The sequence below is a fragment of the Aeromonas sp. FDAARGOS 1414 genome, from assembly GCF_019047065.1.
GTDB lineage: Bacteria > Pseudomonadota > Gammaproteobacteria > Enterobacterales > Aeromonadaceae > Aeromonas > Aeromonas veronii_A.
The window spans coordinates 225,049-250,038 of record NZ_CP077210.1 but is presented as its reverse complement, the minus strand read 5'-3'; the positions used below and the strand labels follow the sequence as shown (position 1 = coordinate 250,038).

Annotated in this window: 24 protein-coding genes; 11 read left to right on the top strand and 13 right to left on the bottom strand. The window is 60.7% G+C overall.

Translation table 11 applies throughout. The features are described from left to right. Positions 1-37: 37 nt before the first annotated feature. A complete protein-coding gene (locus I6L44_RS01180) occupies positions 38-520 on the bottom strand; it encodes a YMGG-like glycine zipper-containing protein (RefSeq protein ID WP_216953037.1) in 483 nt (160 codons plus the stop codon). Between the two features lie 247 nt (positions 521-767). Continuing rightward, the gene (locus I6L44_RS01175; protein ID WP_164536238.1) at positions 768-2,303 is read right to left on the bottom strand and encodes a sensor domain-containing diguanylate cyclase; all 1,536 of its coding nucleotides are present in this window, start codon (positions 2,301-2,303) and stop codon (positions 768-770) included. Positions 2,304-2,576: 273 nt separating this feature from the next. On the opposite strand from I6L44_RS01175, the gene I6L44_RS01170 reads away from it, so the two are divergent. Continuing rightward, positions 2,577-3,179, top strand: a complete 603-nt coding sequence (locus tag I6L44_RS01170; RefSeq protein WP_216953036.1) for a nitroreductase family protein — start codon at positions 2,577-2,579, stop codon at positions 3,177-3,179. A gap of 178 nt (positions 3,180-3,357) precedes the next feature. Here the strand turns inward: I6L44_RS01170 and I6L44_RS01165 are convergent, their stop codons facing one another. Then, entirely contained in the window at positions 3,358-4,296 is a 939-nt protein-coding gene (locus I6L44_RS01165; RefSeq protein ID WP_216953035.1) for a LysR family transcriptional regulator, read from the bottom strand. A 135-nt stretch (positions 4,297-4,431) separates the two neighbouring features. On the opposite strand from I6L44_RS01165, the gene I6L44_RS01160 reads away from it, so the two are divergent. The 3 genes from I6L44_RS01160 to dcuC are packed head-to-tail and all read left to right on the top strand — an operon-like array spanning position 4,432 to position 8,581. After that, positions 4,432-6,231: an adenine deaminase gene (locus I6L44_RS01160; RefSeq protein WP_216953034.1), complete on the top strand. Its 1,800-nt coding sequence runs from the start codon at positions 4,432-4,434 to the stop codon at positions 6,229-6,231. Between the two features lie 16 nt (positions 6,232-6,247). Then, positions 6,248-7,165, top strand: coding sequence for a ribonucleoside hydrolase RihC (rihC, locus tag I6L44_RS01155; protein ID WP_254204249.1), 918 nt, complete (start codon positions 6,248-6,250; stop codon positions 7,163-7,165). 54 nt (positions 7,166-7,219) lie between these two features. Continuing rightward, on the top strand, positions 7,220-8,581 hold the full coding sequence (gene dcuC / locus I6L44_RS01150; protein WP_216953032.1) for a C4-dicarboxylate transporter DcuC: 1,362 nt from the start codon (positions 7,220-7,222) through the stop codon (positions 8,579-8,581). 209 nt (positions 8,582-8,790) lie between these two features. Here the strand turns inward: dcuC and I6L44_RS01145 are convergent, their stop codons facing one another. Continuing rightward, on the bottom strand, positions 8,791-9,459 hold the full coding sequence (locus tag I6L44_RS01145; protein WP_216953031.1) for an HAD-IA family hydrolase: 669 nt from the start codon (positions 9,457-9,459) through the stop codon (positions 8,791-8,793). Between the two features lie 20 nt (positions 9,460-9,479). Continuing rightward, complete coding sequence (locus I6L44_RS01140; protein ID WP_088868650.1) at positions 9,480-9,725, bottom strand: hypothetical protein; 246 nt, start codon at positions 9,723-9,725, stop codon at positions 9,480-9,482. A gap of 116 nt (positions 9,726-9,841) precedes the next feature. Here I6L44_RS01140 and I6L44_RS01135 point away from each other — a divergent pair, with 116 nt between their 5' ends. Beyond that, positions 9,842-10,750 carry a LysR family transcriptional regulator gene (locus I6L44_RS01135; RefSeq protein WP_216953030.1) on the top strand — a complete coding sequence of 303 codons (909 nt, stop codon included), beginning with the start codon at positions 9,842-9,844 and terminating at the stop codon, positions 10,748-10,750. A 90-nt stretch (positions 10,751-10,840) separates the two neighbouring features. Here the strand turns inward: I6L44_RS01135 and I6L44_RS01130 are convergent, their stop codons facing one another. The 3 genes from I6L44_RS01130 to I6L44_RS01120 all read right to left on the bottom strand — a co-directional run bounded on the left by I6L44_RS01130 (position 10,841) and on the right by I6L44_RS01120 (position 13,409). After that, a complete protein-coding gene (locus I6L44_RS01130; RefSeq protein ID WP_216954312.1) occupies positions 10,841-11,497 on the bottom strand; it encodes an excalibur calcium-binding domain-containing protein in 657 nt (218 codons plus the stop codon). 132 nt (positions 11,498-11,629) lie between these two features. Further along, positions 11,630-12,196 (bottom strand): cysteine hydrolase family protein, encoded by a 567-nt coding sequence (locus tag I6L44_RS01125; protein ID WP_216953029.1) that lies wholly within the window; start codon positions 12,194-12,196, stop codon positions 11,630-11,632. 49 nt (positions 12,197-12,245) lie between these two features. Next, positions 12,246-13,409, bottom strand: a complete 1,164-nt coding sequence (locus I6L44_RS01120; RefSeq protein ID WP_216953028.1) for an FAD-dependent oxidoreductase — start codon at positions 13,407-13,409, stop codon at positions 12,246-12,248. 265 nt (positions 13,410-13,674) lie between these two features. On the opposite strand from I6L44_RS01120, the gene miaB reads away from it, so the two are divergent. The 5 genes from miaB to lnt all read left to right on the top strand — a co-directional run bounded on the left by miaB (position 13,675) and on the right by lnt (position 19,345). Beyond that, complete coding sequence (gene miaB / locus I6L44_RS01115) at positions 13,675-15,108, top strand: tRNA (N6-isopentenyl adenosine(37)-C2)-methylthiotransferase MiaB (protein ID WP_042082727.1); 1,434 nt, start codon at positions 13,675-13,677, stop codon at positions 15,106-15,108. Between the two features lie 54 nt (positions 15,109-15,162). Next, entirely contained in the window at positions 15,163-16,212 is a 1,050-nt protein-coding gene (locus I6L44_RS01110) for a PhoH family protein (protein ID WP_139463536.1), read from the top strand. Continuing rightward, on the top strand, positions 16,209-16,673 hold the full coding sequence (gene ybeY / locus I6L44_RS01105; protein WP_005354089.1) for an rRNA maturation RNase YbeY: 465 nt from the start codon (positions 16,209-16,211) through the stop codon (positions 16,671-16,673). Before I6L44_RS01110 ends, ybeY begins: the two co-directional genes overlap by 4 nt. Before the next feature lie 95 nt (positions 16,674-16,768). Then, positions 16,769-17,653, top strand: a complete 885-nt coding sequence (corC, locus tag I6L44_RS01100; protein WP_203118663.1) for a CNNM family magnesium/cobalt transport protein CorC — start codon at positions 16,769-16,771, stop codon at positions 17,651-17,653. 147 nt (positions 17,654-17,800) lie between these two features. Further along, on the top strand, positions 17,801-19,345 hold the full coding sequence (lnt, locus tag I6L44_RS01095; RefSeq protein WP_216953027.1) for an apolipoprotein N-acyltransferase: 1,545 nt from the start codon (positions 17,801-17,803) through the stop codon (positions 19,343-19,345). A 65-nt stretch (positions 19,346-19,410) separates the two neighbouring features. On the opposite strand, the gene nqrE is transcribed toward lnt, so the two are convergent. The 4 genes from nqrE to I6L44_RS01075 all read right to left on the bottom strand — a co-directional run bounded on the left by nqrE (position 19,411) and on the right by I6L44_RS01075 (position 23,223). Continuing rightward, positions 19,411-20,010, bottom strand: coding sequence for an NADH:ubiquinone reductase (Na(+)-transporting) subunit E (gene nqrE, locus I6L44_RS01090; RefSeq protein ID WP_216953026.1), 600 nt, complete (start codon positions 20,008-20,010; stop codon positions 19,411-19,413). 198 nt (positions 20,011-20,208) lie between these two features. Continuing rightward, entirely contained in the window at positions 20,209-20,601 is a 393-nt protein-coding gene (locus I6L44_RS01085) for a hypothetical protein (RefSeq protein ID WP_254204248.1), read from the bottom strand. Between the two features lie 278 nt (positions 20,602-20,879). Next, positions 20,880-22,610, bottom strand: a complete 1,731-nt coding sequence (gene recJ / locus I6L44_RS01080) for a single-stranded-DNA-specific exonuclease RecJ (protein WP_216953025.1) — start codon at positions 22,608-22,610, stop codon at positions 20,880-20,882. Further along, a complete protein-coding gene (locus I6L44_RS01075; protein WP_216953024.1) occupies positions 22,576-23,223 on the bottom strand; it encodes a disulfide isomerase DsbC N-terminal domain-containing protein in 648 nt (215 codons plus the stop codon). The genes recJ and I6L44_RS01075 overlap by 35 nt, the downstream gene beginning before the upstream one ends. A 316-nt stretch (positions 23,224-23,539) precedes the next feature. Here I6L44_RS01075 and mscL point away from each other — a divergent pair, with 316 nt between their 5' ends. Beyond that, the gene (gene mscL / locus I6L44_RS01070; protein ID WP_047438040.1) at positions 23,540-23,950 is read left to right on the top strand and encodes a large-conductance mechanosensitive channel protein MscL; all 411 of its coding nucleotides are present in this window, start codon (positions 23,540-23,542) and stop codon (positions 23,948-23,950) included. Positions 23,951-24,022: 72 nt separating this feature from the next. Here the strand turns inward: mscL and xerD are convergent, their stop codons facing one another. Next, positions 24,023-24,922 (bottom strand): site-specific tyrosine recombinase XerD, encoded by a 900-nt coding sequence (xerD, locus tag I6L44_RS01065; RefSeq protein WP_216953023.1) that lies wholly within the window; start codon positions 24,920-24,922, stop codon positions 24,023-24,025. Positions 24,923-24,990: the final 68 nt, after the last annotated feature.

The following is a 24,990-nucleotide window of genomic DNA, read 5'->3' as shown; positions in this document are numbered from 1 at the left end:
GCCCCGTTTTGCATCTTCCGCACTCACTGCACACGCATCAATCGTCGTCATGCCATCTGTGCTTTTTATGCTTTTTGTACTTCTTGTGGTGCTTGTGATGGTGATGATCGTCGTCATCATCGTAATAGCGATCCTGACTCTGGTGGCCATCGCCAGTCTTGGCACCGATGGCCGAGCCACTCGCCCCACCAACCCCGGCGCCGATCAGCTGGCCGGTATCACCACCGACACTCTTTCCGATGGCGGCACCGCCCAGCGCCCCCACCGCGCCGCCAAGGGCCGCTTCATTCTTGTTGCCCTTGTTGGCCGTCGCCGCACCACCGGCTGCGCCGCCAATGGCCGCACCTACCAGCGCACCGGTATCTCCCCCCAACTCCTTGCCGATCATGGTGCCCGCCACCCCGCCTGCGCCACCACCGAGAATGGTGTTGAGAGTTTCCGAACCGTGGGCCGCAGTGCTGCCCAGCAATGACGCCCCCAACAGAGCCAGAGCACCGATGCCACGCGTACTCATATCCATGGATACTCCTGTCAAACCTGATTAATAATCAGCAGCACTATACAAAGAGCTATCAGGTTCGCCAGCCAGCAGAAAACAGGGATGCGACAGTCAATGGCAGTACAGTCACAGCCAACACAGGAAGAGTAGAATCAACCTATTGAATTAAAACGTGAAAATTAACATTGAACCAGACAGTCACGACAAAGTGACCGATAACCTGGCAGCCGCGTCCTGTCGAATAGTCAGCGCGCTGGGACAAAAGCTGTCAGTCAAGGGCCCCTGCCACCCCTTCAGCCAGATGCCAGCAGTTCCGGCCAGCCTCCTTGCTGCGGTAGAGGGCAGCATCAGCCCGCTCGAAGATAGGGCCGGCGGCAGGAGAATGGCAGGCGCCGCCGGCACTCAGGGTGATCGGCCCATGGTGTTCACGCCACTGTTGCTGACGCACCAGTTCAAGCAGACAACCGAGTTTCTCCGCCAACTCATCCTGTGGCTGTTGCAGCAGAGCGGCAAATTCATCCCCACCTATCCGGTAAACCGTACTCACCCCCAGCACATCAGCAAGACAGTTGGCCACCCGACACAGCACCTGATCGCCGAAGGCATGGCCCTGGCTGTCGTTGATCCCCTTGAAGTGATCGACATCAAACAGCAGCAGCCAGAAGCACGCCCCCCTCTGCTCCAGTGCCGCCTTGTGCTGCTCGAAGGCTCGTCGGTTCATGATACCGGTCAGGGGATCCCGCAACAGCGCATCCTGCCCCTTGAGAAAACTGGCCCTGACCTGATCGATCTCGTTCAGGCTACGCCGCACGAACCAGGTCTTGGGCTCACTGACAGGCGCTGAACGCTCCAGATCGCGCACGATGCCGGTCAATGAGCCCGACACCAGCTCCTGCTCCTGGCGGAAGATCCGCACCAGCAGACTCAGGCTGCAACACCAGATGGCAAACAGAGAGAGCAGTGGAAAAACCACCATCTGCAACGCATCGTAGAGGCTGTCACGAAACAGTACTGGCGGCAGATAGATGTTGAGATCCCAACCAATATCCGCCAGCTCACGCTTGATATACGTCCCATGCCACAGCACATCCAGGCCGAGCCACTGCTGACTCTGATGCTGCTTGATGGTGTTGGTCGCCAGCAGATCCATATTGCTGCCCACTACCAGCTGATCAGTGTCACGCAAGGTCAGATAGAGTGCCGCCTGATTACTACCGACCGTGCGCTGCAGCGCCTGCTGCAGCGAGTCGAATGACATGTCAACCATCAGCAGACCCAGCAACTGCCCCTGCTCGTCCCTCACCCGTTTGATCAGGCTGAGAATCAGCTCCTGAGTATTGTATTCAGGGTAGGGGCCAAACCAGACGGGCTCGTCGCCCGGCATGGCGGTCACCTGATACCAGGGGCGCAGCGCTGCCTTATAACCTGGGGGCGCGAGCCACTCCGGGTAACTGTCGATGCGATCCGCTTTCAGGTTGTAAAAGTAGATATAGTGGTTGCCGGGCTTGATCTGATGGGCAATAGCCCAGATGGGAGAGTCGGCCGGCTCGCCGCGGGCTATCTTCTCCTTGTCTAGGGAGCCCTCCAGCACTGCCAGTTGCCGCTCATTGACCTTCACCATCTCGTGGATCAAGGACGCCTCAACGGAGGAAGCCATGTGACCGAAGCCGGATACCGTCATGTCGATATCCCGCAGATAGCTGGCAATGGCCATGATGATAGTCACGATCAGGATCAACAAGCCAAGCAGTGCGGAGAGGGGGGCCAGCACATAGTAACGCTTGTTGAGATACGAGCGGCTCACATGACATCCGAACAGGGGAAAACATAGCGGGATTGTGCGAGAGAAAGGAGAGTGAATCATTGATTAATATCACTTCAACGCCCCTTTAATGACATTTCCAATACTAACAAAACATCAAGGTTCGCAAACGAATATCAACTGACAGGAAAAACGCTAGTTACCCCGGGTTAACCCCGCTCTGCATTGCGGGTGTTATAGTCTATACCTGACGCGGCCGGCGCTGGACAAACCGTCCATCACCGGCTGCAACGCCAAGCAGAACAAGGAGATGTTATGAGCAGTCCGTTTATCGAACAGATCAAAGCACGTCGTACCATCTATGCCCTGGGCAGCCAGGTGTCCCATACACCAGAACAACTGACGGCCCTGATCCAGGATGCCATCAGGCACAGCCCCTCCTCCTTCAATTCCCAGAGCTCCCGCGCCGTCATCCTGTTTGGCGCCCAGCACCATAAGCTGTGGGATATCGTCAAAGCCGAGCTGAAAAAGATCGTGCCGCCGGAGGCCTACGCCCAGAGTGAGGCCAAGGTGGATGGCAGCTTCCGCGCAGGTTTCGGCACTGTGCTGTTCTTCGAAGACACCGACGTCATCAAGGATCTGCAGCAAAAGTTTGCCCTCTATGCAGACAACTTCCCCATCTGGTCGGAACATGCCACCGGCATCGCCCAGTTTGCGGTCTGGACCACCCTGGCCCAGGAGAAGATCGGCGCCTCCCTGCAACACTACAACCCCCTCATCGACGAGGCGGTACGCAAGGAGTGGAACCTGCCAGCCAGCTGGCTGCTGCGTGCCCAGATGCCCTTTGGCAGCATCCAGCAACCGGCCGGCGACAAGACCTTCATCGACGATGCCACCCGTTTCCGCGTTTTCAAATAACGGCCTGATAGCAAAACGCCCCCGCATCTCGGGGGCGTTTTTATTGCGACATCAAGAGTTCGGATAGCGATGGTTCATACCGCAATCTGCGGTCGTCACGCACTCGCACCACAGCTCAGGCGGGCAGCGTCACCAGCAGGGATGTCTCTCCAGGTTCCACCTTCACCTCGTGCCAGCCTCAGCCGTGCTGACTACTTAGCTGTTCGATAATGGTGGCGCGCAGCAGGGCTCGCCCTTCGTCGATGCGAGTTGATCGGGAGAGTCCTTTCGCCCACATCAGCGCCAGGGTTCGACTCAGCACTGGCTCGTGCAGCGCCACGACTTTCAGCTGGGGATCGCGCAGGTTCGCGGCATAGAGTCCGGGCAGGATAGCAACTGCCAACCCTGAGCGCACCAAGCCGTAAAGCGTCTCGACATAATCTGTGGTGTATCTGGGCTTGAGCCCGGGCAACTGGCTCTGGGCCAGTCCGTTGACCTGCCGGCTGACGTTGCCTCTGGCAAAAAGGGCGATGTCGCGGCGGGTCAGCTCATGCCAGCTGATGGCCTCTTCCCCTGCCAGCGGATCCTGCTGGTTGATCACCGCCACCAGCGCATCGTCCAGCAGCGGCGTCACCTCCAGCGAGTCGGGCAACTCGCCATCCAGCACGCCAATTCCCGCATCCAGAGCCCCCTCGGCCAGCGCCTGCAACAGACCGTCGTTGGTGTGATCCTGAAACTCGACCCGCAAGCCCGGAAATTGCTGCTGCAGACGGGCGGCCGCCAGCGGAAACATCAGGGTGCAGGCCGACGGGATCAGACCGATGCGCAGGGTGCCATCGCCCCCTTCGACCATCACCTGCTGCATATCGGAAAAAGCGGCGTGGGCTACATTGAGCAGCCCCTTGGCGTGGGGCAGGATCGCCTCCCCCTGTTCGGTCAGGGTAACCGCCTGCGCGGTACGGTGAAACAGTTTACCGCCAAGCACAGATTCAATCTGGCGCAGGGCACTGCTCAGGGCGGGCTGGCTGATGGCCATCTGATTGGCCGTTTCGGTGAAGTGGCGCAGCTGGGCCAGCGTGACAAAATACTGGATCTGCTTGAGAGAGAGCGCAGGCAGACGGCGCCAGGGTTCGGACATGAAATCGACAACCGGAGAAAAACGTTTACAGCAGCATAACCCTTTCTTATCCAGTTATAAATTCTTTGCGCTATGCACGGACCAATCCCCTCCCTAAAGTGGGCCCATTATTCCCCTTGTCAGGCCATCTCCTTCATGTGTGAACAAGATGCATCCCTCAACTTGCGCCGCCGCGCCGTGCAGGCTGCCCTCGGCGAAGCCCCCTTCGATCTGCTGCTGACCAACGCCAACCTGATCGACATGGTGACCGGCGAGATCCGCCCCGTCGACGTGGGGCTGGTCGGCCCGCTGATTGCCAGCGTCCATCCGGTCGGCTCCTTCCAGCAGGCACGCGAGACCCACGATCTGGCCGGCGCCTATCTCTCGCCCGGTCTTATCGACAGCCATGTCCATGTGGAGAGCTCCCACCTGACGCCGGAGCGCTACGCCGATGTGGTGGTCGCGCAGGGCACCACCACCATCTTCTGGGATCCCCACGAGCTGGCCAATGTGCTCGGGCTGGCGGGGGTACGCTATGCCATCGACGCCAGCCGCAATCTGCCGCTGCGGGTCATCTGCACCGCCCCCTCCAGCGTTCCCTCGACGCCGGGTCTCGAGATGTCGGGCGCCGACTTCCACGGCCCCGAGATGGCCACCATGCTGGAGTGGCCTGAGGTGGCGGGGATCGCCGAGGTGATGGACATGCAGGGGGTGCTGGGCGGCAGCGAGCGGATGACCGGCATTCTGCATGCCGGTTTGCAGCGCAATGCCCTGATTGAGGGACACGCCAGGGGCCTCACTGGTCACCGGCTGCAAGCCTATCTGGCTGCCGGGGTCAGCTCGGATCACGAACTCACCTCGGCAGCCGATGCGCTGGAGAAGCTGCGGGCCGGGCTCACCCTCCAGCTGCGCGGCTCCCACCCCTACCTGCTGCCGGAGATCGTCGCTGCGCTGAAACAGCTGCCCCACCTCTCCTCCCAAGTCACCCTCTGTACCGACGATGTGCCGCCCGACATGCTGCTGGAGAAGGGAGGCATGATTGCGCTGGTCAAGCTGCTGGCAGAGCTGGGGCTGGCGGTGCCCGACGTGCTGCGAATGGCCACCCTCAATGCCGCCATCCGGTTGCAGCGCAACGATCTGGGGCTGGTTGCCGCCGGCCGCTGCGCCGACCTGGTGGTGTTCGACAACCTCACTGATCTCAACCCGATCTGGGTCTACAGCAGCGGCCAGCGGGTCGCCCGCCATGGCGCCATTCTCAAACCCTCCGAGCCTGTCGCTGGTTGTCAGGCGCCGCGCGATACCATGCAGATCCCCCTGCGCACGCAGGAGGAGTTCATCATCCGGGTACCCGGGCTGACTGCGGGTCGGGCCCGCTTCAAGACCATCAAGGGGGCTCGCTTCACCCAGTGGAGTGAAACCGAGGTTGAGGTTCGGGATGGTCAGGTCATCGTGCCTGCGGGATTTAGCCTCATCTCGGTGCAACACCGCCATGGCCGCCATCAGGCGGGCACCCGGCTGGCGCTGCTGGAGGGGTGGGGCGAGCTGCAAGGGGCCATCGCCACCAGCTACTCCCACGACTCCCACAATCTGGTGGTGCTGGGGCGCGACCCGCAAGAGATGATGCTGGCCGCCAACACTCTGATCACCAGCGGGGGCGGCATGGCGGTCGTCCAGCAGGGTGAGGTGCTGGCCCACGTTGCCATGCCCATCGCCGGCATGCTCTCCGACCTGCCGGCCAGCGAGCTGGCCGCCAGCTTCCACGCTCTGCGCGAAGTGAGCGGCAAGGTGGTGGAGTGGGAGCCCCCCTACCGTGTCTTCAAGGCCATCGAGGGAACCTGCCTTGCCTGCAATGCGGGGCCCCATCTGACCGATCTCGGTCTCACCGATGGCCTGACCCGCGAGATTGTCGACCCCTTTATCTGCTGCTGGCCCCACGATGCCAGCCAAGCCGATTAACCTCGAGGAGAACAGCGTGAACCCTGTCGCCATTATTCTGGATACCGACCCCGGCATCGATGATGCCGTTGCCATCGCCGCCGCCCTGTTTCATCCCGGGATCGAGCTGGCGCTCATCACCACGGTCGCCGGCAATGTCGATGTCAGCAAGACCACCCGCAACGCCCTGCGCCTGCTGCACTTTTTCGGCAAAGAGGTGCCGGTGGCACAGGGGGCCAGCCAACCCCTCGTGCGCCCCCTCGACAATGCCAGCCATATCCACGGCCATTCCGGCCTCGATGGTTACGAGTTTGCCGAGCCCGGGCAACAGCCGCTGCCGATGCATGCCGTCGAAGCCATGAAGGCCACTCTGCTCGCCAGCGAACAGCCCATGACGCTGGTGCCCATCGGGCCGCTGACCAATATCGCCCTGCTGCTCACCCTACACCCCGAGTGTCGGGAGAAGATCGCACGGATCGTGCTGATGGGCGGCTCGGCCGGTCGGGGCAACCACACCCCCAATGCCGAGTTCAATATCTACGTGGATCCCGAGGCGGCCCACATCGTCTTCAGCAGCGGCCTGCCCATCGTGATGTGCGGGCTCGATGTCACCAGCCGCGCCACCCTGACCGGCGAGATGATTGCGGCGCTGCCTGCCCTCAACCGCACCGGCGCCATGCTCCACGCCCTGTTCGGCCACTATCGCGGTGGCAGCATGCAGACCGGACTCAAGATGCACGATCTCTGCGCCATCGCCTATCTGGTTCGCCCCGACCTCTTTATCACCCGGGCCTGCCATGTGGCCATCGAGACCCGGGGTGAACACACCCTCGGCACCACCTCGGTGGATATCAACAACCGGCTCAAACGAGCGCCCAACGCCGAGGTGTGCCTCGATATCGACGTGCCCGGATTCAGGGCCTGGTGCATGGAGACCCTTGCCCGCGCCATCTGATCCCGAACCGCCAGCTCGCTGGCCCATTCACATCAAGAAGAGAGTGTTGGAAACATGCTGGAAATAATTGTCAGCACCCTGATCCTGGTCATCTGCGGCTATCTCATCGCCAAAAACTACGATGCCAAGATAGTGCTGTTTGGCGCCGGATTGCTGCTGATGTTTGCCGCCGTCGGACTGGGCCACTCCCTGCTGCCTGCGGCGGAGAGCAGCGGCCTCAACTGGCTTGACCCCTTCGTCCAGATCAAGCAGATCTTCATCAGCCAGATGGGCAATGTCGGCCTCACCATCATGGTGTTGTTCGGCTTCTCCAGCTACATGAGCCACATCGGCGCCAACGACGTCACCGTCATGCTGCTGACCCGCCCCTTGAGCCGCATCCGCTCCCCCTATCTGCTGGTGCCGGTGATTTTCCTCTTGGGCAACCTGCTCTCGCTGGTGGTGCCAAGCGCAGCCAGTCTGGCGGTGTTGCTGATGGCGACCCTCTATCCGGTGCTCAAGGCGTCGAACATGTCCTCCCTCACCGCGGGGGCCGTCATTGCCACCACTGCCACCATCATGCCCAGCCCGCTGGGGGCCGATAACGTGCTGGCCGCCCAGAAGCTGGGGATCCCGCTGGTGGAGTACATCGTCTCCTACCACGCCCCCATCTCGCTGCCGACGCTGGCGTTGATGGCGGTGGTGCACTACTTCTGGCAGAAGGCGATGGACAAGCGCCAGCAGGCGCGCGGTGGACTGGAGGAAAAAGAGGAGTCGCTCGCCGTGCCCACCGGCTTGCCGCCCGCCTACTACGGCCTCTTTCCGGTACTGCCACTGGTGCTGGTACTGCTGTTCGGCATCTGCTTCACCCATATCTCCCTCGGGTTGGTGGAGATCACCTTCGTCTGCCTGCTGCTCACCATAGGGGTGGAGCTGCTGCGCAAAGGCAATATCAAGGAGACCAGCAAGGAGTTCGCCATCTTCTTTACCGGCATGGGCACAGGTCTGGCTCAGGTGGTCTCGCTCATCGTGGCGGCCAGCATGCTGGTGGAGGGGCTCAAAGCCATCGGCATCATAGATACCCTGGTCGATAGCGTGAAGCACATCGACGGCGTCGGCTCCATCCTGATGTTCTTCTTCTCCGGCACGGCGGCGCTGATCGGCTTTATCAGCGGCAGCGGGCTGGCGGTCTTCTACTCCTTTATCAACATCATTCCCGAGATCACCGAGAAGGTCGGGGTCAACAGTGTCGCGGTGGCCCTGCCGATGCAGCTCACCGCCAACCTGATCCGCTCCATGTCGCCGGTCGCCGCGGTGATCATCGTCATCGCCTCGATCACCGGCAGCAACCCCATCGAGATTATCAAGCGCACCTCGGTGCCCATCATCTCGGGCATCATCTGCTGCATGACCCTCTCCTACCTGCTGTTCAGCTAAACCAGCTCCATCTGCAGGCGATCAATCCGGTCGCCTGCAGACGGTTTTTTACCTCCGGTTGAAAGTGAACCCACTGCATGTAAACGCCCGGAATATAATCGGTGGGGATCGTCTATAACTTTTGCGACCAAGAGCCACATGCGCCTGAGTAACTGACCGCCAGCCATCAGGCTCAGCCCCCTAATTCAACTCCCAGAGCTCTCGTGCCGTCATTCTTGGTTGGCGCCCTGCATCGACAGCATCACCAGCAAGGACTCGCCTTTCCCTGACACCACTCTCACCTCGCGCCAGTCGCGGATCACCGCCACCACCGCCGGATTGAGCGGCGCATCGCCCCCTACCTGCACCACGGTGCAACCTGCACGCAGGGCGCTCTCGATACCGGCCGGGGCATCCTCGAACACCAAGCAACGAGCGGGCGACACGCCAAGCCGTACAGCGCCCAGCAGATAGGGCTCGGGATCGGGTTTGCCATTGATCACAGCTTCGGCCCCCACCAGCACGGCCGGCAGCGGCAAACCGGCACAATTCAGGCGGTGACGGGCAACCTGCTCGCTGGCGGAGGTCACGATGGCCCAAAGCTCTGGCGGCAAATGGCGCAGCAACTCGCCAGCTCCTGCGATGGCGTCGCCGCCGGTATGCAGCATCTCCAGCTCGTCGAGCCGCGCCGCTTCCCGCTCCACATCCAGCTGCGGGGCCAGCTCCCGGATCACCTCGCGCGAACGTATACCGTGGCACATCGCCAACACTGGCTCGGGATCGAGCAGATGTTCACGACACCAGAGCTGCCATACCTGCTCCACATCGCCTGTCGAGCAGACCAGGGTGCCATCCATATCGAGCAGCAGGGCGGATACCGACAGGGTGATCGTGTTCATGCCAGCACTCATACAGACACTCATACAGGCACCCCGGCCAGCTCGGGCAGAGAGCCAGAGAGCGCATCGGCAAAGGCCTGCTGCTGGGCGGCACGCTCATAACAGGCGAGCGCCTGCTCGGTACTGCCAGCCCACACTTGCAAGGGGCCGACCACAAACCCCTGTTGCAACAGGCTGGCGAGCAGCTCCCCAGTCTCCGGGGCCGCCAACGGCTGAGCCAGCACCAGCTTGCCCTTGATCAAAAACAGATAACGTTGGGTAGACATGATATGGCTCCTTATTCCGGTTCAGAGGAGGGCGATTCCCCCCTTGCCGAGCCATTAGAACAAGGCGATTAGATAATTTATAATCAATAAATCGCCACTTTGGATAACCAATTGGAATGAAATTCGACTTGAGGCAACTGCAGGCGTTTGTGACGCTGGCCGAGACCGCCAACTACCGGGAAGCGGCCAATCGCCTCTTCATTACCCAACCGGCCCTCACCAAGCAGATCCAGGGGCTGGAGCAGACGCTGGGCTGCACCCTGTTCAAGCGGGGCCGCCATGGTGCCGAGCTGACGGCGCTCGGCGCCCAGCTGCTCACTCAGGCAAGCGCACTGGTCAAACACGGCAGGGAGTTTGAACGTCACGCGCTGGCAGTGGCGAGTGGCGTGGCCGGTCGGCTCAAGATTGGGTTTGGCCTGTCGAGTTTCGCGCTGGCCCCTGCGCTGGTGGCCCGCTTCAAACAGCAGGTCACGGACGTGATGGTCCATCTGCAGGATATGCCCTCCGCGATCCAGCAGGAGCAGCTGCTCTCCGGCCAGTTGCAACTTGGTTTTATGCGTCGGCCAGAGACTCCGCTGTTGCAGGAGCATCGGCTGCTGACCGACCGGCTGGTACTGGCGGTGCCAACCCGGATGACCCAGCCAGATCCGTCATCGTTTGACGTCCAGCAGGCACTGACCAGTCAACCCCTGTTGCAGATGGTGGGCTACCGTTGTCCCGGCCTAACCCGGCAGATCGCCGGGTTTCTCGGCGCCAACCGGCTGACCGGCATGGTTCAAGAGGCAGAGGATATTCAGACTCTGGTGGCATTGGTTGCGGCAGGCATAGGTAATGCCATCCTGCCGCACAGCGTCAGCTTTATCGCGGGCCCGGACGTCACCCTCTATCCCCTCTTTGGCCCCTGTTCCGAGTGGGAGATAAGTCTGGTGTGGAACCCCGCCTTTGCCGACCCGATCCGCGATCGCTTCGTGCAGCTGGTCCTCGATCCCCATCCCGCACCGCACCCAGCCACAATCGATCGCTGACCCAGCCAAAAACTCCCGCAGACGGAACCAGGAGAAGATAGCGCTCAGCAATCGAGATGAATTAATCGGGCCTTTGTGAATCAAAGCATTTCAATTAACACACCACTGATCTTCACAGGGGATGCCATCTCCTTCCCCATCCATCTTGGTACCAGGGCAGTTTTGTAAAAACCAGGTTGCCTCCTCGCAGGAGGTCATCTGGGAGCAATGCTGCCGACCATCACACTGGCGAATAAAGGTCGTTGCCTGTGGCGTGCCGACCTCCTCCCGATTGAAAGAGGAGACCGGCAATGGCGCCATCGACTCGGCCGAGAAACGGGAATAGATGGAAAAGAGGCCGACGAGCACCAGCAGGGGGATCAGTTTGCCACTCCAGCTGCTCTTGCGACGTCGATAGGGGTTGCTTCTCTCTCTGGTCGAGGTGGGGCGTGGCGGCTGACTTGCCGCCCGAAACGATGGCGCCGCCGATGATGCGGCCGACGGCACGGCATCCGCCAACATGAGCGGGCGATCGGGGAAAAAGACCTGCAACGCCCTCGGTTTGCCATCCCGGCCACTGCCGATCAGATAGGTGACACGCTCCCCCGGCTCTGGCACCCGGCCATCTGATTGCAGCGCCGTAACATGCACAAACAGCCCCGCACTGCGTGATCCATTGGTTGCCTGCTCGGCGCCATTTTGCTCCGGCGTAATAAATCCAAAGCCGCGCGCCTCGTTCCAGCTCGCGATCCGTCCCTGATAACGCATCTGTCCATCCTTGTTGTTATCCATGTGAGCACTATATTGCCCGACAATCATGTTGCCCAAAAGTGCAGCGGCCCGACAGGGGGCCGCAGAGTCAATCTCAAAACGGTGATCGGGTGCAGCCTGCGTTAAGGATCAAGCCAGCCGGGACACCTTGATGATCTCGGCGATGCGACCCAGCATGCGCAGCGAGGTGTGATGCTCGGTGGCATCTGCGGCGGCGCAGGCATCCTCCAGAATGGTGATGGCGTAGTCGCGATCGTGACCATCCCGCGCTGCCGCCTGAATGGCCCAGCTAGTGCTCACCCCGCACAGATAGAGGTGGTCGATGTGATTGGCCCGCAGCGCAGGCTCCAGCGCCGTGCCATAGAAGGGACTGACCCTGGGCTTGGTCAGCACCAGATCGCCGGGCTTCACATCCAGATCAGGATGAAAGTCGGTGCCGCTGTCAGCCAAAGAGAGCGCCCCCAACTGGTGAGCGCGACCAAACATGGGAGACCCCTTGGGTTGCAGCTGATAGCCGCCATCAAAGCCTACCTTGATCAGCACCACCAGCCAGCCATGGGCGCGGGCATGGGCCAGCGCCTGATTGGCATGCGCAATGGCATCCTGCTCCAGCACGTGGGCTGCGGAGGCGGCGATGCGCCCATCGGGATGGGCAATATCGTTGATAAAATCGATCACCAGCAGTGCCTTGTTCATCACCTTTGCTCCTTCGCGCATTCAGCCCGTGCTATCTGGTTTCTACCTGTCAAACCAGCCCCAGTGCATAGCGCAGTGCCATCTCCTTTAAGGGGCCAGCTTTATCCGCCAGATTGAGGGCCAGATTGCGGGCCAGCTTGAGGGGGCCAATCTCGTTGCTGAACACCCCGTAGAAGAGGTCCATCCCCGACTGCATCAGCAGGTTGTCGGGGCGACGGCGTCGCTCGTAACGCTCGGCCAACGCCAGCTGATGCCAGTCGGCGCCAGCTCCTTGCAGCAGATCAGTCCAGCAGGCCACATCCTTGAAGCCAAGGTTGACCCCCTGCCCCGCCAGCGGGTTGATGGTGTGGGCAGCATCGCCAAGCAGCACCACCCGACCGGTGTGATAGTCGTTGGCGTGGCGGCGCACCAGCGGGAAGCTTCCCTTACCGGTGACGGTAAATCCGCCGAGCCTGCTCGGGAAGTGGCGACGCACCTCGGCGGCAAGCCCTTCGTTGCTCATGGCAGTGAGCGCCCGGATCCGGGCCGGGCTGTCATACCACACCAGGGAGCCGTGCTGACCGGGCAGCGGCAGGAAAGCGCGCGGGCCACTCGGGGTGAACTGCTGCCAGGTGATATCTTCCTGCGCAAAGTCGGTGTCGATATTGATCAGCATGCAGTGCTGGCGGTACTCGAAGCGCGATACGCCGATACCCGCCAGCTTGCGGGTGTGGGATTCGGCGCCGTCGCAAGCCAGCACCCAGCGCGCGGCCAGCTCGGAGCCGTCATCCAGAGTCAGCACAGCTTCATCCGCACTCTGGCGCAGGCTGGTCACCGCCGCCGGGGTGTGGGTCTGGATGGTGGGAAAATCCTCCATCCGTTTGAGCAGGGCGAGCTGCACCAACCGGTTTTCGATGATGTAACCGAGCTGGGGCAGACCGAGATCGGCGGCATTGAAGCGGGTGGCAAAGCCGTCCAGCTCCCAGGTCTCCAGCCGGCGATAGGGGCAGAGCCGCATCTGCTGCAGATGGTGCCAGGCACCGGCCTGCTCCAGCAGCGCCACCGAGGCCTGACTGATGGCGGAGACCCGCAGATCCAGCGGCTGCTCCGGCGCGTAATACTCCGGCAGTTGGGTCTCGATGACCCGCACCGAGAGGCCCTGAGCCGCCAGCAGACAGGCGGTGGCGGCGCCCACCATGCCGGCGCCGACGATGGCGATATCACACTGTTCCATACATTTATTCCTGAAAGGGTGCGTCCGGCGACAGCGCCCGGACGTGAACCGGATGGCAGCATGATAGCGCAAGGGCGACTGATAAACAGTGAGACAAACGGGGAATTGCTGCGTCAAATCAAGGAGAAAGCTTATTGAGCTTACTGGCAACAGGTATCGGGTGAGCACCATTGCCAGCTGGATATTAGCTAGGCAGTATCCAGATTGCGGAGTAAAATGCGCGGTCCTTTGACCATGCCGATTTCAAAACAAGTCAAGAGAAGCAATGAGCAAGAAACTTCACATTAAAACCTGGGGTTGCCAGATGAACGAGTATGACTCGTCCAAAATGGCCGACCTGTTGGATGCCAGCAATGGCTACACCCTTACCGAAGAGCCCGAAGAGGCAGATGTCTTGCTGCTGAATACCTGCTCCATCCGCGAAAAGGCGCAGGAGAAGGTGTTCCACCAGCTGGGACGCTGGAAAAAGCTCAAGGCCAACAAGCCCGGTCTGGTGATCGGCGTGGGTGGCTGCGTTGCCTCTCAGGAGGGCGATGCCATCCGCCAGCGCGCTCCCTATGTGGATATCGTGTTCGGCCCGCAGACCCTGCATCGCCTGCCCGCCATGATCAAGGAAGTGCAAGAGGGCCGTGGTGCCCAGGTTGATATCGCCTTCCCCGAGATCGAAAAATTCGACAGCCTGCCCGAACCGCGCGCCGAAGGGGCCACCGCGTTCGTCTCCATCATGGAAGGCTGCTCCAAATACTGTACTTACTGCGTGGTGCCCTACACCCGCGGTGAAGAGGTGAGCCGACCGCTGGACGACGTGCTCTACGAAATCGCCCAGCTCGCCCAGCAGGGCGTGCGCGAAGTGAACCTGCTCGGCCAGAACGTCAACGCCTACCGCGGCCCGACCTTTGATGACGGCATCTGCACCTTCGCCGAATTGCTGCGTCTGGTGGCCGCTATCGACGGTATCGATCGCATTCGCTACACCACCAGCCACCCGATCGAGTTCACCGACGACATCATCGAAGTCTACAAAGACACCCCGGAAGTGGTCAGCTTCCTGCACCTGCCGGTGCAGAGCGGCTCCGACCGTATTCTGACCATGATGAAGCGCCCGCACACCATCCTGGAGTACAAATCCAAGATCCGTCGCCTGCGTGCCGCCCGTCCTGACATCACCATCAGCTCCGACTTCATCGTTGGCTTCCCGAACGAGACGGACGAAGACTTTGAAGCGACCATGAAGCTGATCGAGGATGTGGGTTTCGACATGAGCTTCAGCTTCATCTTCAGCCCGCGCCCGGGCACCCCGGCCGCCGACATGCCCGACGATGTCGATATGGAAGTGAAAAAAGCCCGTCTGGCCCGCCTGCAGCACGTCATCAACAACCAGGCGATGCAGATTGGCCGTGCCATGCTGGGCACCACCCAGCGCATCCTGGTGGAAGGGCCCTCCAAGCTCGACCCGATGCAGTTGTGTGGCCGCACCGAGAACAACCGGGTGGTCAACTTCGAAGGCCAGCACACCCTGATCGGCGGCTTTGCCGACGTGGAGATCACCGAGGTGCGTCCCAACTCCCTGCGCGGCAAGTTCATCCGCGGCGAGAGCGAGATGAACCTGCGGATCGCCACCGCCCCGAGCGAAATCCTGGCCCGTCGCCCGGATAACGTACCGGACGAGCTGGGCGTTGCCGCCTTCACTCCCCATTAATCCCCTCCTCCCCATTCGCCCGGCGGATGGGGAGCGCCTTGAGACGAGGATATTTTGAGCCGACACATCTCGACCCTGAATCTGCATCTGGAGCCCGCCGACAACCAGCGCCTTGCCAGCCTGTGCGGCCCCTTCGATGACAACATCAAGCAGCTGGAGCGCCGCCTCGGCGTCGAGATCAGCTACCGTGACAGCCACTTCCAGCTGGTGGGCAAACCGGCCCAGCTGGATGCCGCCGCAGTCATCCTCAAGCACCTCTATGTGGAAACCCAGCCCCTCAAGGGTGGCAAGGTGACTGACATCACTCCCGACATGGTCCATTTGGCTATTCAGGAGTCGCGAGTGCTGGAGCAGGATGACGAACCGGCGCCGAGCATCCCTTATGGCAAGGAGGTGACGGTCAAGACCAAGCGCGGTCTCATCAAACCGCGCAGCCCCAACCAGGCTCAGTACATCGCCAATATCGTGCGCCACGATATCTGCTTCGGCATCGGCCCGGCCGGTACCGGCAAGACCTATCTGGCGGTCGCGGCGGCGGTGGATGCGCTGGAGCGTCAGGAAATTCGCCGCATTCTGCTAACCCGTCCGGCGGTGGAAGCGGGTGAGAAGCTCGGCTTCCTGCCTGGCGATCTCTCCCAGAAGGTGGATCCTTACCTGCGCCCGCTCTACGACGCCCTGTTCGAGATGCTGGGCTTTGAGCGGGTCGAGAAGCTGATGGAGCGCAACATCATCGAGGTGGCGCCGCTCGCCTATATGCGCGGAAGAACCCTCAATGACGCCTTTATCATTCTCGATGAGGCCCAGAACACCACCACCGAGCAGATGAAGATGTTCCTCACCCGCATCGGTTTCAACTCCAAGGCGGTGGTCACCGGTGACATCACCCAGGTAGACCTGCCGCGCAACGCCAAATCCGGCCTGCGCCATGCTCTGGAAGTGCTGCAAGGGGTCGATGGTCTGTCGTTCAACTTCTTCGAGTCCAAAGACGTGGTGCGCCACCCGGTGGTGGCCCGTATCGTGCAGGCTTACGAGGCATTCGATGCCAAACAGGCAGCGGAGAAGGTTACCGGCCAAACAAACGCCAGCAAAGAGAGTGAGCAATGAGCGTAACCCTGGATCTGCAACTGGCCAGCGCCAGCACTGACGGCCTGCCCACCGAAGCCCAGCTGCAAGGCTGGCTCGATGGCACCATTCTCGGCTTCCAGCAGGAGGCAGAAGTGACGGTGCGTATCGTCGACGAGGCGGAGAGCAACGAGCTCAACCTCACCTATCGCGGCAAGGACAAGCCCACCAACGTGCTCTCCTTCCCGTTCGAGGCGCCACCCGGTCTGGAGCTGCCGCTGCTCGGCGATCTGGTGATCTGCCGTCAGGTGGTAGAGCGCGAGGCCGAGGAGCAGGGCAAGCCCCTGATGGCCCACTGGGCCCACATGGTTGTGCACGGCAGTCTGCATCTGCTAGGTTATGACCATATCGAGGATGAGGAAGCCGAAGAGATGGAAGCGCTTGAGCGCGACATCATGCAGGAGCTCGGTTTTGCCGATCCTTATCTGAACGACGAAGAGTAAAGAACCGGATGGTCATCGTCTTGAAACAGCAGATGGCCATCCTTATATAACCCGAACTATTTCAAGTGTGTTCATACGAGTAACCAAGAGAGAAAATGACCGACGATCACCCTAGTACCGGCTCGCCGAAGAAAACCTGGCTCGACAAACTCAGCCAACTCTTCCAGGGCGAGCCAAAAGACCGCAATGATTTGGTAGACGTGATAGCCGATGCCGAAGAGCGCGACCTCATCGATCAGGACACCAAGGACATGATCGAGGGGGTGCTGGAGATAGCCGATCTTCGCGTGCGCGATATCATGATCCCCCGCTCCCAGATGGTGACCATCGAGAAGTCCCAGCCGGTGGATGCAATCCTGCCGGTGATCATCGAGTCCGGCCACTCCCGCTTCCCGGTGATCAACGAGGACAAGGATCATGTGGAGGGCATTCTGCTCGCCAAGGATCTGCTCCCCTTCGGGTTTGGCGGCCATCACGCCAGCGAGCCGCTGCAGCTCGAGAAAATCTTGCGCCCCACGGTGATCGTGCCTGAAAGCAAACGGGTTGACCGTCTGCTCAAGGAGTTCCGCGAAGAGCGCTACCACATGGCCATCGTGGTCGACGAATTTGGTGGCGTCTCCGGTCTGGTGACCATTGAAGACATTCTCGAGCTTATCGTCGGCGAGATAGATGACGAATTCGATGACATCGAGGATGAGCCGGACGAGATCCGCCGCATCAGCAAACGGGTCTTCTCGGTTAGTGCCCTTACCGAGATCGAGGATTTCAACGACTTCTTCGGCACCCAGTTCAGCGATGAAGAGGTGGATACTGTGGGTGGTCTGGTGATGCACGCCTTCAGTCATCTGCCCAAGAAGGGCGAGGAGATCGAGCTGGACGGCTACCTGTTCAAGGTGATGCATGCCGACCGGCGTCGTCTGCAGCAGTTGCAGGTGAAGATCCCCGAGCACCACGCGGCGGCGCAATCCGAGCCGCAATAAGCAGATCCGCTCAATGTGTGAAACAACGCCCCGACCTCGGGGCGTTGTGCTCTCTGCCACCGGCATCGAGGCTCGCCGTTGCCCCGCTTACAGGTTAAGATACCGGCCATTCGACCCAGTTGCAGACCAAGACGAGCACCATCGCCCGTGAGATTATCCCCCGTTACGTCCAAAATCCTGTTGAGCCTCGGCGCACTGGCCAGTGGTGCCATCGCTATATTGGCTTTCTCTCCCTTTGGCTACTGGCCGCTGGTGCTCCCCTCCCTGCTGGGCCTCTACGCCCTGCTGGACAAAGCCACGCCAAAGCAGGCCGCCTGGCGTGGCTTTGGCTATGCCATGGGACTCTTTTTACCTGGCCTGTGGTGGATCCACGTCAGCATGACTGAATTTGGCGGCATCCCGCTGCCGATGGCCTTCGTACTGCTGGCCGGGCTCTCCGCCTATCTGGCGCTCTACCCGACGCTCGCCTGCTGGGTTTTCGCCCGCTTCTTTGGCGGCCGTCACTGGAGCCGCTGGCTGCTCGCCTTCCCGGCACTCTGGCTGCTGGCGGACTGGCTGCGTGGCTGGGTAATGACCGGCTTCCCTTGGCTCTGGTTTGGCTACAGCCAGATCGACGGCCCGCTCAGGGGCTTCGCCCCAATCCTTGGGGTGCAGGGCATCACCCTCGCCCTGTTGCTCTCTGCCTCCGCCATCTGGCAGGTGTGGAAATCCCGCTCCCCGCTCTGGCTGGCAGTGCCCGCTCTGCTGGTAGCCGGTGCCCACGGTCTGATGCAGCTCAGCTGGGTCACCCGTGGCGAGCCGGTCAAGGTGGCGCTGGTTCAGGGCAATATCGCCCAGTCCCTCAAGTGGGATCCGGAGGCGCTAGTGCCGACGGTGCGCAAATATCAGGATCTCAGCCGCGAGAATCAGGATGCCGATATCATCGTCTGGCCGGAGTCGGCCATCCCGGCCATCGAGAAGGAGATGGGGCCCTATCTGGAGAATCTGGACAAGGCGATGAAGGTGAACAACACCGGTCTGCTGGCGGGGATCATTCACTATGATTTCGAGCAAAGACGATTCTTCAATACCGTACTCGGCATGGGGGTGCAGGATGCGGATGGCAAGGAGTCCTACTTCTACGGGCACCCCAACCGTTACAACAAGTACCACCTGCTGCCCATCGGCGAGTTCGTGCCGTTTGAAGATCTGCTGCGCCCCATCGCCCCCTTCTTCAACCTGCCGATGTCCTCTTTCAGCCGGGGTGACGAAGTGCAGCCGAATCTGATCGCCAAGGGGCTCAAGTTCGCCGCCGCCATCTGCTACGAGATCATCTTCCCGGAGGAGGTGCGCCGCAACGTCAATGCCGATACCGATTTCCTGCTGACCGTCTCCAACGATGCCTGGTTTGGCACCAGCATAGGCCCCTGGCAACATATGGAGATCGCCCGGATGCGCGCACTGGAGCTGGCTCGTCCGCTGCTGCGCGACACCAACACCGGCATCACTATCGTGACCGAGATCGATGGCAGCATCATCGGCCAGATCCCGCAGTTTGAAGCGGGCGTGCTGCGCAGCGAAGTGCGTCCCGCCCACGGCGAGACCCCCTACATGCGCTTTGGCAGCTGGCCCCTCTACGGCCTGACCGTGCTGCTGCTGGGTCTGGCGCTGGCGCTGCGCCCCAAGGCACACCCCTGGGCACGCGAGCTGTAATGGCCATCCGCCATCCCTGATAAACAATGAGGCGCCCGCAGGCGCCTCGTTTTTTTCATCTCCAATCAAAGCGATATACCGGAGAAGGACATAAAACCGAGGGACATCAGCCCCGCCACGATAAAGGTGATGCCGATGCCCCGCAGCCCCTCGGGGACATCGGCGTATTTCAGCTTCTGGCGCAAACCGGCCATGGCGACAATAGCCAGCAGCCAGCCAAGCCCGGAGCCTGCGCTGTAGACCAGCGACTCGGCAAAATCGTAATCCCGCTGCGCCATAAACATCACCCCGCCGAAGATGGCGCAATGGACCGTCAACAACGGCAGATAGATGCCGAGCGCCTGATAGAGGCTTGGGAAGTACTTGTCGAGCAGCATCTCCATCACCTGCACCAACGCCGCCAACACCCCGATGTAGATGATGTAATCGAGAAATCCCAAATCGAATTCTCCGAAAAAGGTGCTGCCTGCCCGCAAGATATGGCGGTAAATCAAGTTGTTGAGGGGAATGGCGATCACCATCACCACCAGGATTGTCATGCCAAGGCCAAAGGCAGTGTTGATGTTCTTCGAAACGGCCAGAAAGGTACACATCCCCAGAAAGAAGGCCAGGGCGAGGTTCTCGACAAAGATCGAGTGAATAAACAGGTTGAAGTAGTAGTCCATAGGGTGTGCTCACCAGATGTTTGCGCAAAGAAAAGTCTGCCTCTGGCCGATGGCCAGCAGCATGGACGACACAACAGAAAGCGCGGACGCAGCACCAGACGATAGAGCGCAGGCAGCAGGTATCAGCCTGCCCGTCAGTCAATCAGGAGCGTTACAAACCGAGTGAAAAGGTGGATGGGCGCCCGCCAGCAGGGTGGGCTAGTCGCCGTGACAGAAACGATATTGCAGGTGGCGACAGCGCAGCAGCCGTCGGTGCAAATAACCGAAGTAGACGGGGAGCTGCCTGACATAGAGAAGAGGGAGAACCAGTAGCAGACCGCAGAGCAGGCCGAGGATATCGTGCTGGAACCAGGCCAGCACCATCTGATAGCGCTCGGAATGAGTGGCGCCTTCGAGTCGCCGCCCCGGCTCGAAGCCGAGTCGCCACTGGGAGGCAGGAGGAAGGCCGACACTGTTGACCAATCCCGGATCGGATTGCTCATGCAACTGCATCGAGACCTTCTGCCTGACCGACGCCTGATGAGGTGTTGCAGTGACCCCTACCGCAGCGAAAGCGGCAAACCACAGCAGGCTGGCGATAGCGAGGACCATCGCCCAGGTCGATAGTCGGCCAGAAGACAGCAAAGAGTCAGTCCCGTTCAAACAACAAAATGATGCGGGGATGAATGTATCACAACGCCTCTTTTTCTTGAATTTGAAACCGTACTAACTGACGTAAAACGATACTAAAAACCCTCTTTCTAAGAAAGCCAGCAATTAAATACCAACATAACAAGGCGGTAGAGTCACCCCCGGGCCCACAGTAAAACGGCCACCCGAGGGTGGCCGTTGTCAGCGATGTCAGCGATCAGAGCAGCAATGCTACCTGCTCAGAGACCGGCCGCCTCCAGATGCTCCACCAGCAGCTGCACACTGCGGTTGCCGCGCCACTCATTGACGTCAAGCCGGTAGACAAGCCGCACCCGCTTGACCGAGGCATCGGGCCAGCGCTTGAGATCGACGCCGAAGGCGATGGCATCCACCGCGTGGCCAGAATCGGTAGTCAGCATCATCTTGAGGTGCTTCTCCCCCACCAGCCGCTGCTGCACTAGCACGAATTCGCCGTCAAACAGCGGCTCGGGGAAGGCCTGACCCCAGGGGCCGGAGGCGCGAATAAGCTCCGCCAGCTCGAGAGTGAGCTCGTCCGGCAGCAGCTCGCCATCGGTGAGCAGCACCCCGGTCAAGAGCTCCGGCGTCACCAGCTCGCTGATGACCGCCTCAAAGGCCCGACCGAACGCCTCGATATTGGCCTTGGGCAGGGTCAGCCCCGCCGCCATGGCATGGCCGCCAAACTTGCCCATCAGGCCCGGATGGCGGGTATCGAGCAGTTCCAGCGCATCGCGCAGGTGCACCCCGGGGATGGAGCGGCCGGAGCCCTTGAGCTCGGTCTCGCTGCTCTCGGCAAACGCGATGACCGGGCGGTAGTACTTCTCCTTCACCTTGGAGGCCACCAGCCCCACCACCCCCTGATGCCACTCGTTGCGGTGCAGCACTATGCCCGACGGCACCTCGCCATCGCGAAACCGGATCTGCTCCAGAGTGGCGAGGGCCTCCTGCTGCATCCCCTGCTCGATCTCCTTGCGCTCCTGATTGAGGCTGTCCATCTCGGCCGCAAGCTGGCGCGCCAGATTGAGATCATCGCAGAGCAGACAGGCGACCCCAAGGGACATATCATCGAGGCGCCCTACCGCATTGAGACGTGGCCCCAGCGCAAAACCGAGGTCGGCGGCGGTGAGGCGGCGACCATCGCGGCCCGACACATCCACCAGCGCCTGAATGCCGGGGCGACAGCGGCCGGCCCGGATCCGCTGCAACCCCTGATGGACCAGGATGCGGTTGTTGCCATCGAGCGCCACCACGTCGGCGACCGTACCAAGAGCCACCAGATCGAGGTAATCCGCCACATTGGGGGCTCGCAACCCTTGCCGTTCGTACCAGCCAAGCTGACGCAGATGGGTGTTGAGGGCCGCCATCAGGTAGAAGGCCACCCCCACCCCGGCCAGGGACTTGGAGGGGAAATCGCAACCGCGCTGGTTAGGGTTGACGATGGCATCGGCATCAGGCAGCTCCTGACCCGGCAAATGGTGATCGGTAACCAGTACCTGCATACCAGCCGCCTTGGCAGCCGCCACCCCGGCGATGCTGGAGATGCCGTTATCCACCGTGATCAGGAACTCGGCGCCGCGGGCCACCGCCAGCTCGACAATTTCGGGGGTAAGGCCGTAGCCAAACTCGAAGCGGTTGGGCACCAGAAAATCGATGTGGCGACCGCCCATGGCGCGCAGGGCCAGCAAACACAGGGCGGAGCTGGTGGCACCATCGCAGTCGAAGTCGCCGACGATAAGGATCCGTTTCTGGGCAGTCAGGGCATCCGCCAGCAGCGGCACCGCCTGCTCCATCCCATAGAGGCGCTGGGGCGGCAACAGCTGGCTGGCGCTGCGCTCCAGCAGGGCGGGATCCTCTACGCCACGGCTGGCGAAGATTTGACGAAGCAGGGGGTGCAGGGTGGCGGGGAGATGGGAATCATCAACTCGCGGACGACGACGGATTTGCAGGGGCATCAATGTGATCCAGTATCTTGAGCAGTTGTTCCGGGCTCTGGTAGCCCCTTACCAGATCTCCATCAGAGGAGACCCAGGCAGGCAGTACCTTGACCCCCAACCACTGGCTCAGGCCAATATTCTCGATAAGGGTCTCACTACATTCCTTTTGAGGCAAATAGGCTTTGAAGGGATCATTCTGTAGCAGGGGATCCTTGCACCAGTGGGAAGCCTGTCCTGCATGTTCAATCACGGGGTAGAGCTCGACACTGACCCCGGACGCCTGCAGATGTTGCAGCGTGCCGGACAGCTGGCGACGAGCGGCATCCTGCTCACCGAAAAAGAGCGCAACCCGATGACGCTCATTACTGGCCTGGAGAACGACCGGTGTATGGGTCACCTGGGACAAGCCCAGTCGACGCTGCTCGCGCATGCCCGAGATGGTGAGGTTCTTCATGTTATGAGTCATATCCAGCATGACCCCCTGCACCACATAGTTCCCCTTGGCATCGCTGTAGAGCACCCCTTGCGAAGTGCCCAGCATATAGAGCCCGGGAATGGGGGTCTGTTCCACCAGATAAACAGAGACCCCTAACCGGGCGGTAATGGTCTGTTTCAAGGTTTGGGTATCCATCCCCGCTCTGGCAGCAAATGTGCACAAAAGCATCATTCCCAGTAGTAAATACTTCACTTGTTTACTCACGCGGTATGAATGAATCGACCCAGCAAACTACAGCAGCACAGCTCATCATTCAATCAGCTACTTATCAAAAAATTAATATCACTTTGTACCAAAAAAAAGGTTCCCCCCGATTGCCAAGGACTCATAACGCCCGCAAGCTAGTCAGGACGACAGGAACAACGCGGCTTAGCCTCTGTTTTTCCTGACAAGAGTTCGCCCTTTGGCAAGGGTAATCAACGCGCTATCTTGTTTAATTTCGGAGGAAATAATGAGTCTGATTCAAGAGTTCAAAGCCTTTGCCGCCCGCGGCAACGTCATCGATATGGCGGTCGGTATCATCATTGGTGCCGCCTTCGGCAAAATTGTCTCCTCTTTTGTCGGTGACGTGATCATGCCGCCCATCGGCCTGATCCTGGGCGGCGTGGACTTCAGCGACCTGGCGGTCACCCTGAAGGCCGCTGAAGGTGCAACACCCGCCGTGGTCATCGCCTATGGCAAGTTCATTCAGACCATCATCGACTTTCTGATCATCTCTTTTGCCATCTTTATGGGACTGAAGGCCATCAACACCCTCAAGAAAAAGCAGGAAGAAGAAGCCGCCGCTCCGGCAGGCCCGACCAAGGATCAGGAGCTGCTGACCGAGATCCGTGATCTGCTGAAATCCCAGCAAGGGAAATAAGCGCCATCTCCTGTCGTGTAGAGATAAAAAAACCGCCTGCTGGCGGTTTTTTGTTTTTGGGAGGACAGCCACTCAAGCTCTGGGGTGATGCTCCCCGTGCAGCGCCTTGAGTCGCTCGTTGGCCACATGGGTGTAGATCTGGGTAGTGGAGAGATCCGCATGGCCCAGCAGCATCTGTACCACTCGCAGGTCGGCGCCGTGGTTGAGCAGATGGGTGGCAAAGGCGTGGCGCAAGGTATGGGGGGAGAGCTCGCCATTAATCCCGGCCCGCAGGGAATAGAGTTTGATGCGATGCCAGAAGGTCTGGCGGGTCATCATACGGGCCTGCTTGGAGGGAAACACCACATCCGAGCTGGTGCCCCCCAGCAGCAGGGTGCGGGCCTCGCGGTAGTAACGCTCCAGCCAGTGCATCGCCTCCTCGCCCATCGGCACCAACCGCTCCTTGTTACCCTTGCCAATAACCCGCACCAAGCCCTGCCGCAGGCTGATATGCTCGGCGGTGAGCCCCACCAGCTCGGAAACCCGCAGCCCGGTGGCGTAGAGCAGCTCCAGCATTGCCTTGTCCCGCAACTCCAGCGGGTCATCCACCAGCGGCGCACTCAGCAACGCATCCACCTCCGTTTCGCTTAAATCTGAGGGGAGTTTTTTCGGCAGCTTGGGCCCCTCCAGCAGCACGGTCGGATCATCGCTGCGCAGCTTCTCACGGTTGAGATACTGATAGAAACGGCGCAGGGCCGACAGGAAGCGGGCGGTGCTGCTGGCCGCAAACTGGTGATCGACCCGCCAGGCGAGGTAGTGCTGGATCTCGTCCATCCCCGCCAGCAGCAGCGAGCTCCCCTGCTCGTCGAGCCAGAGGGAGAACTTCTCCAGATCGCTGCGATAGGAGCTGACCGTGTTGTCAGACAATCCCCGCTCCAGCCAGAGGGCGTCGAGAAAGGGTTCAATCAGGGGATGGGGGTCGGGTTTGCTCATGGTGCGCTGCAATCAGGGGATCGATGGCCCATTGTAACGCGCCAACTCCTTGGAAAGACAAGGCACTT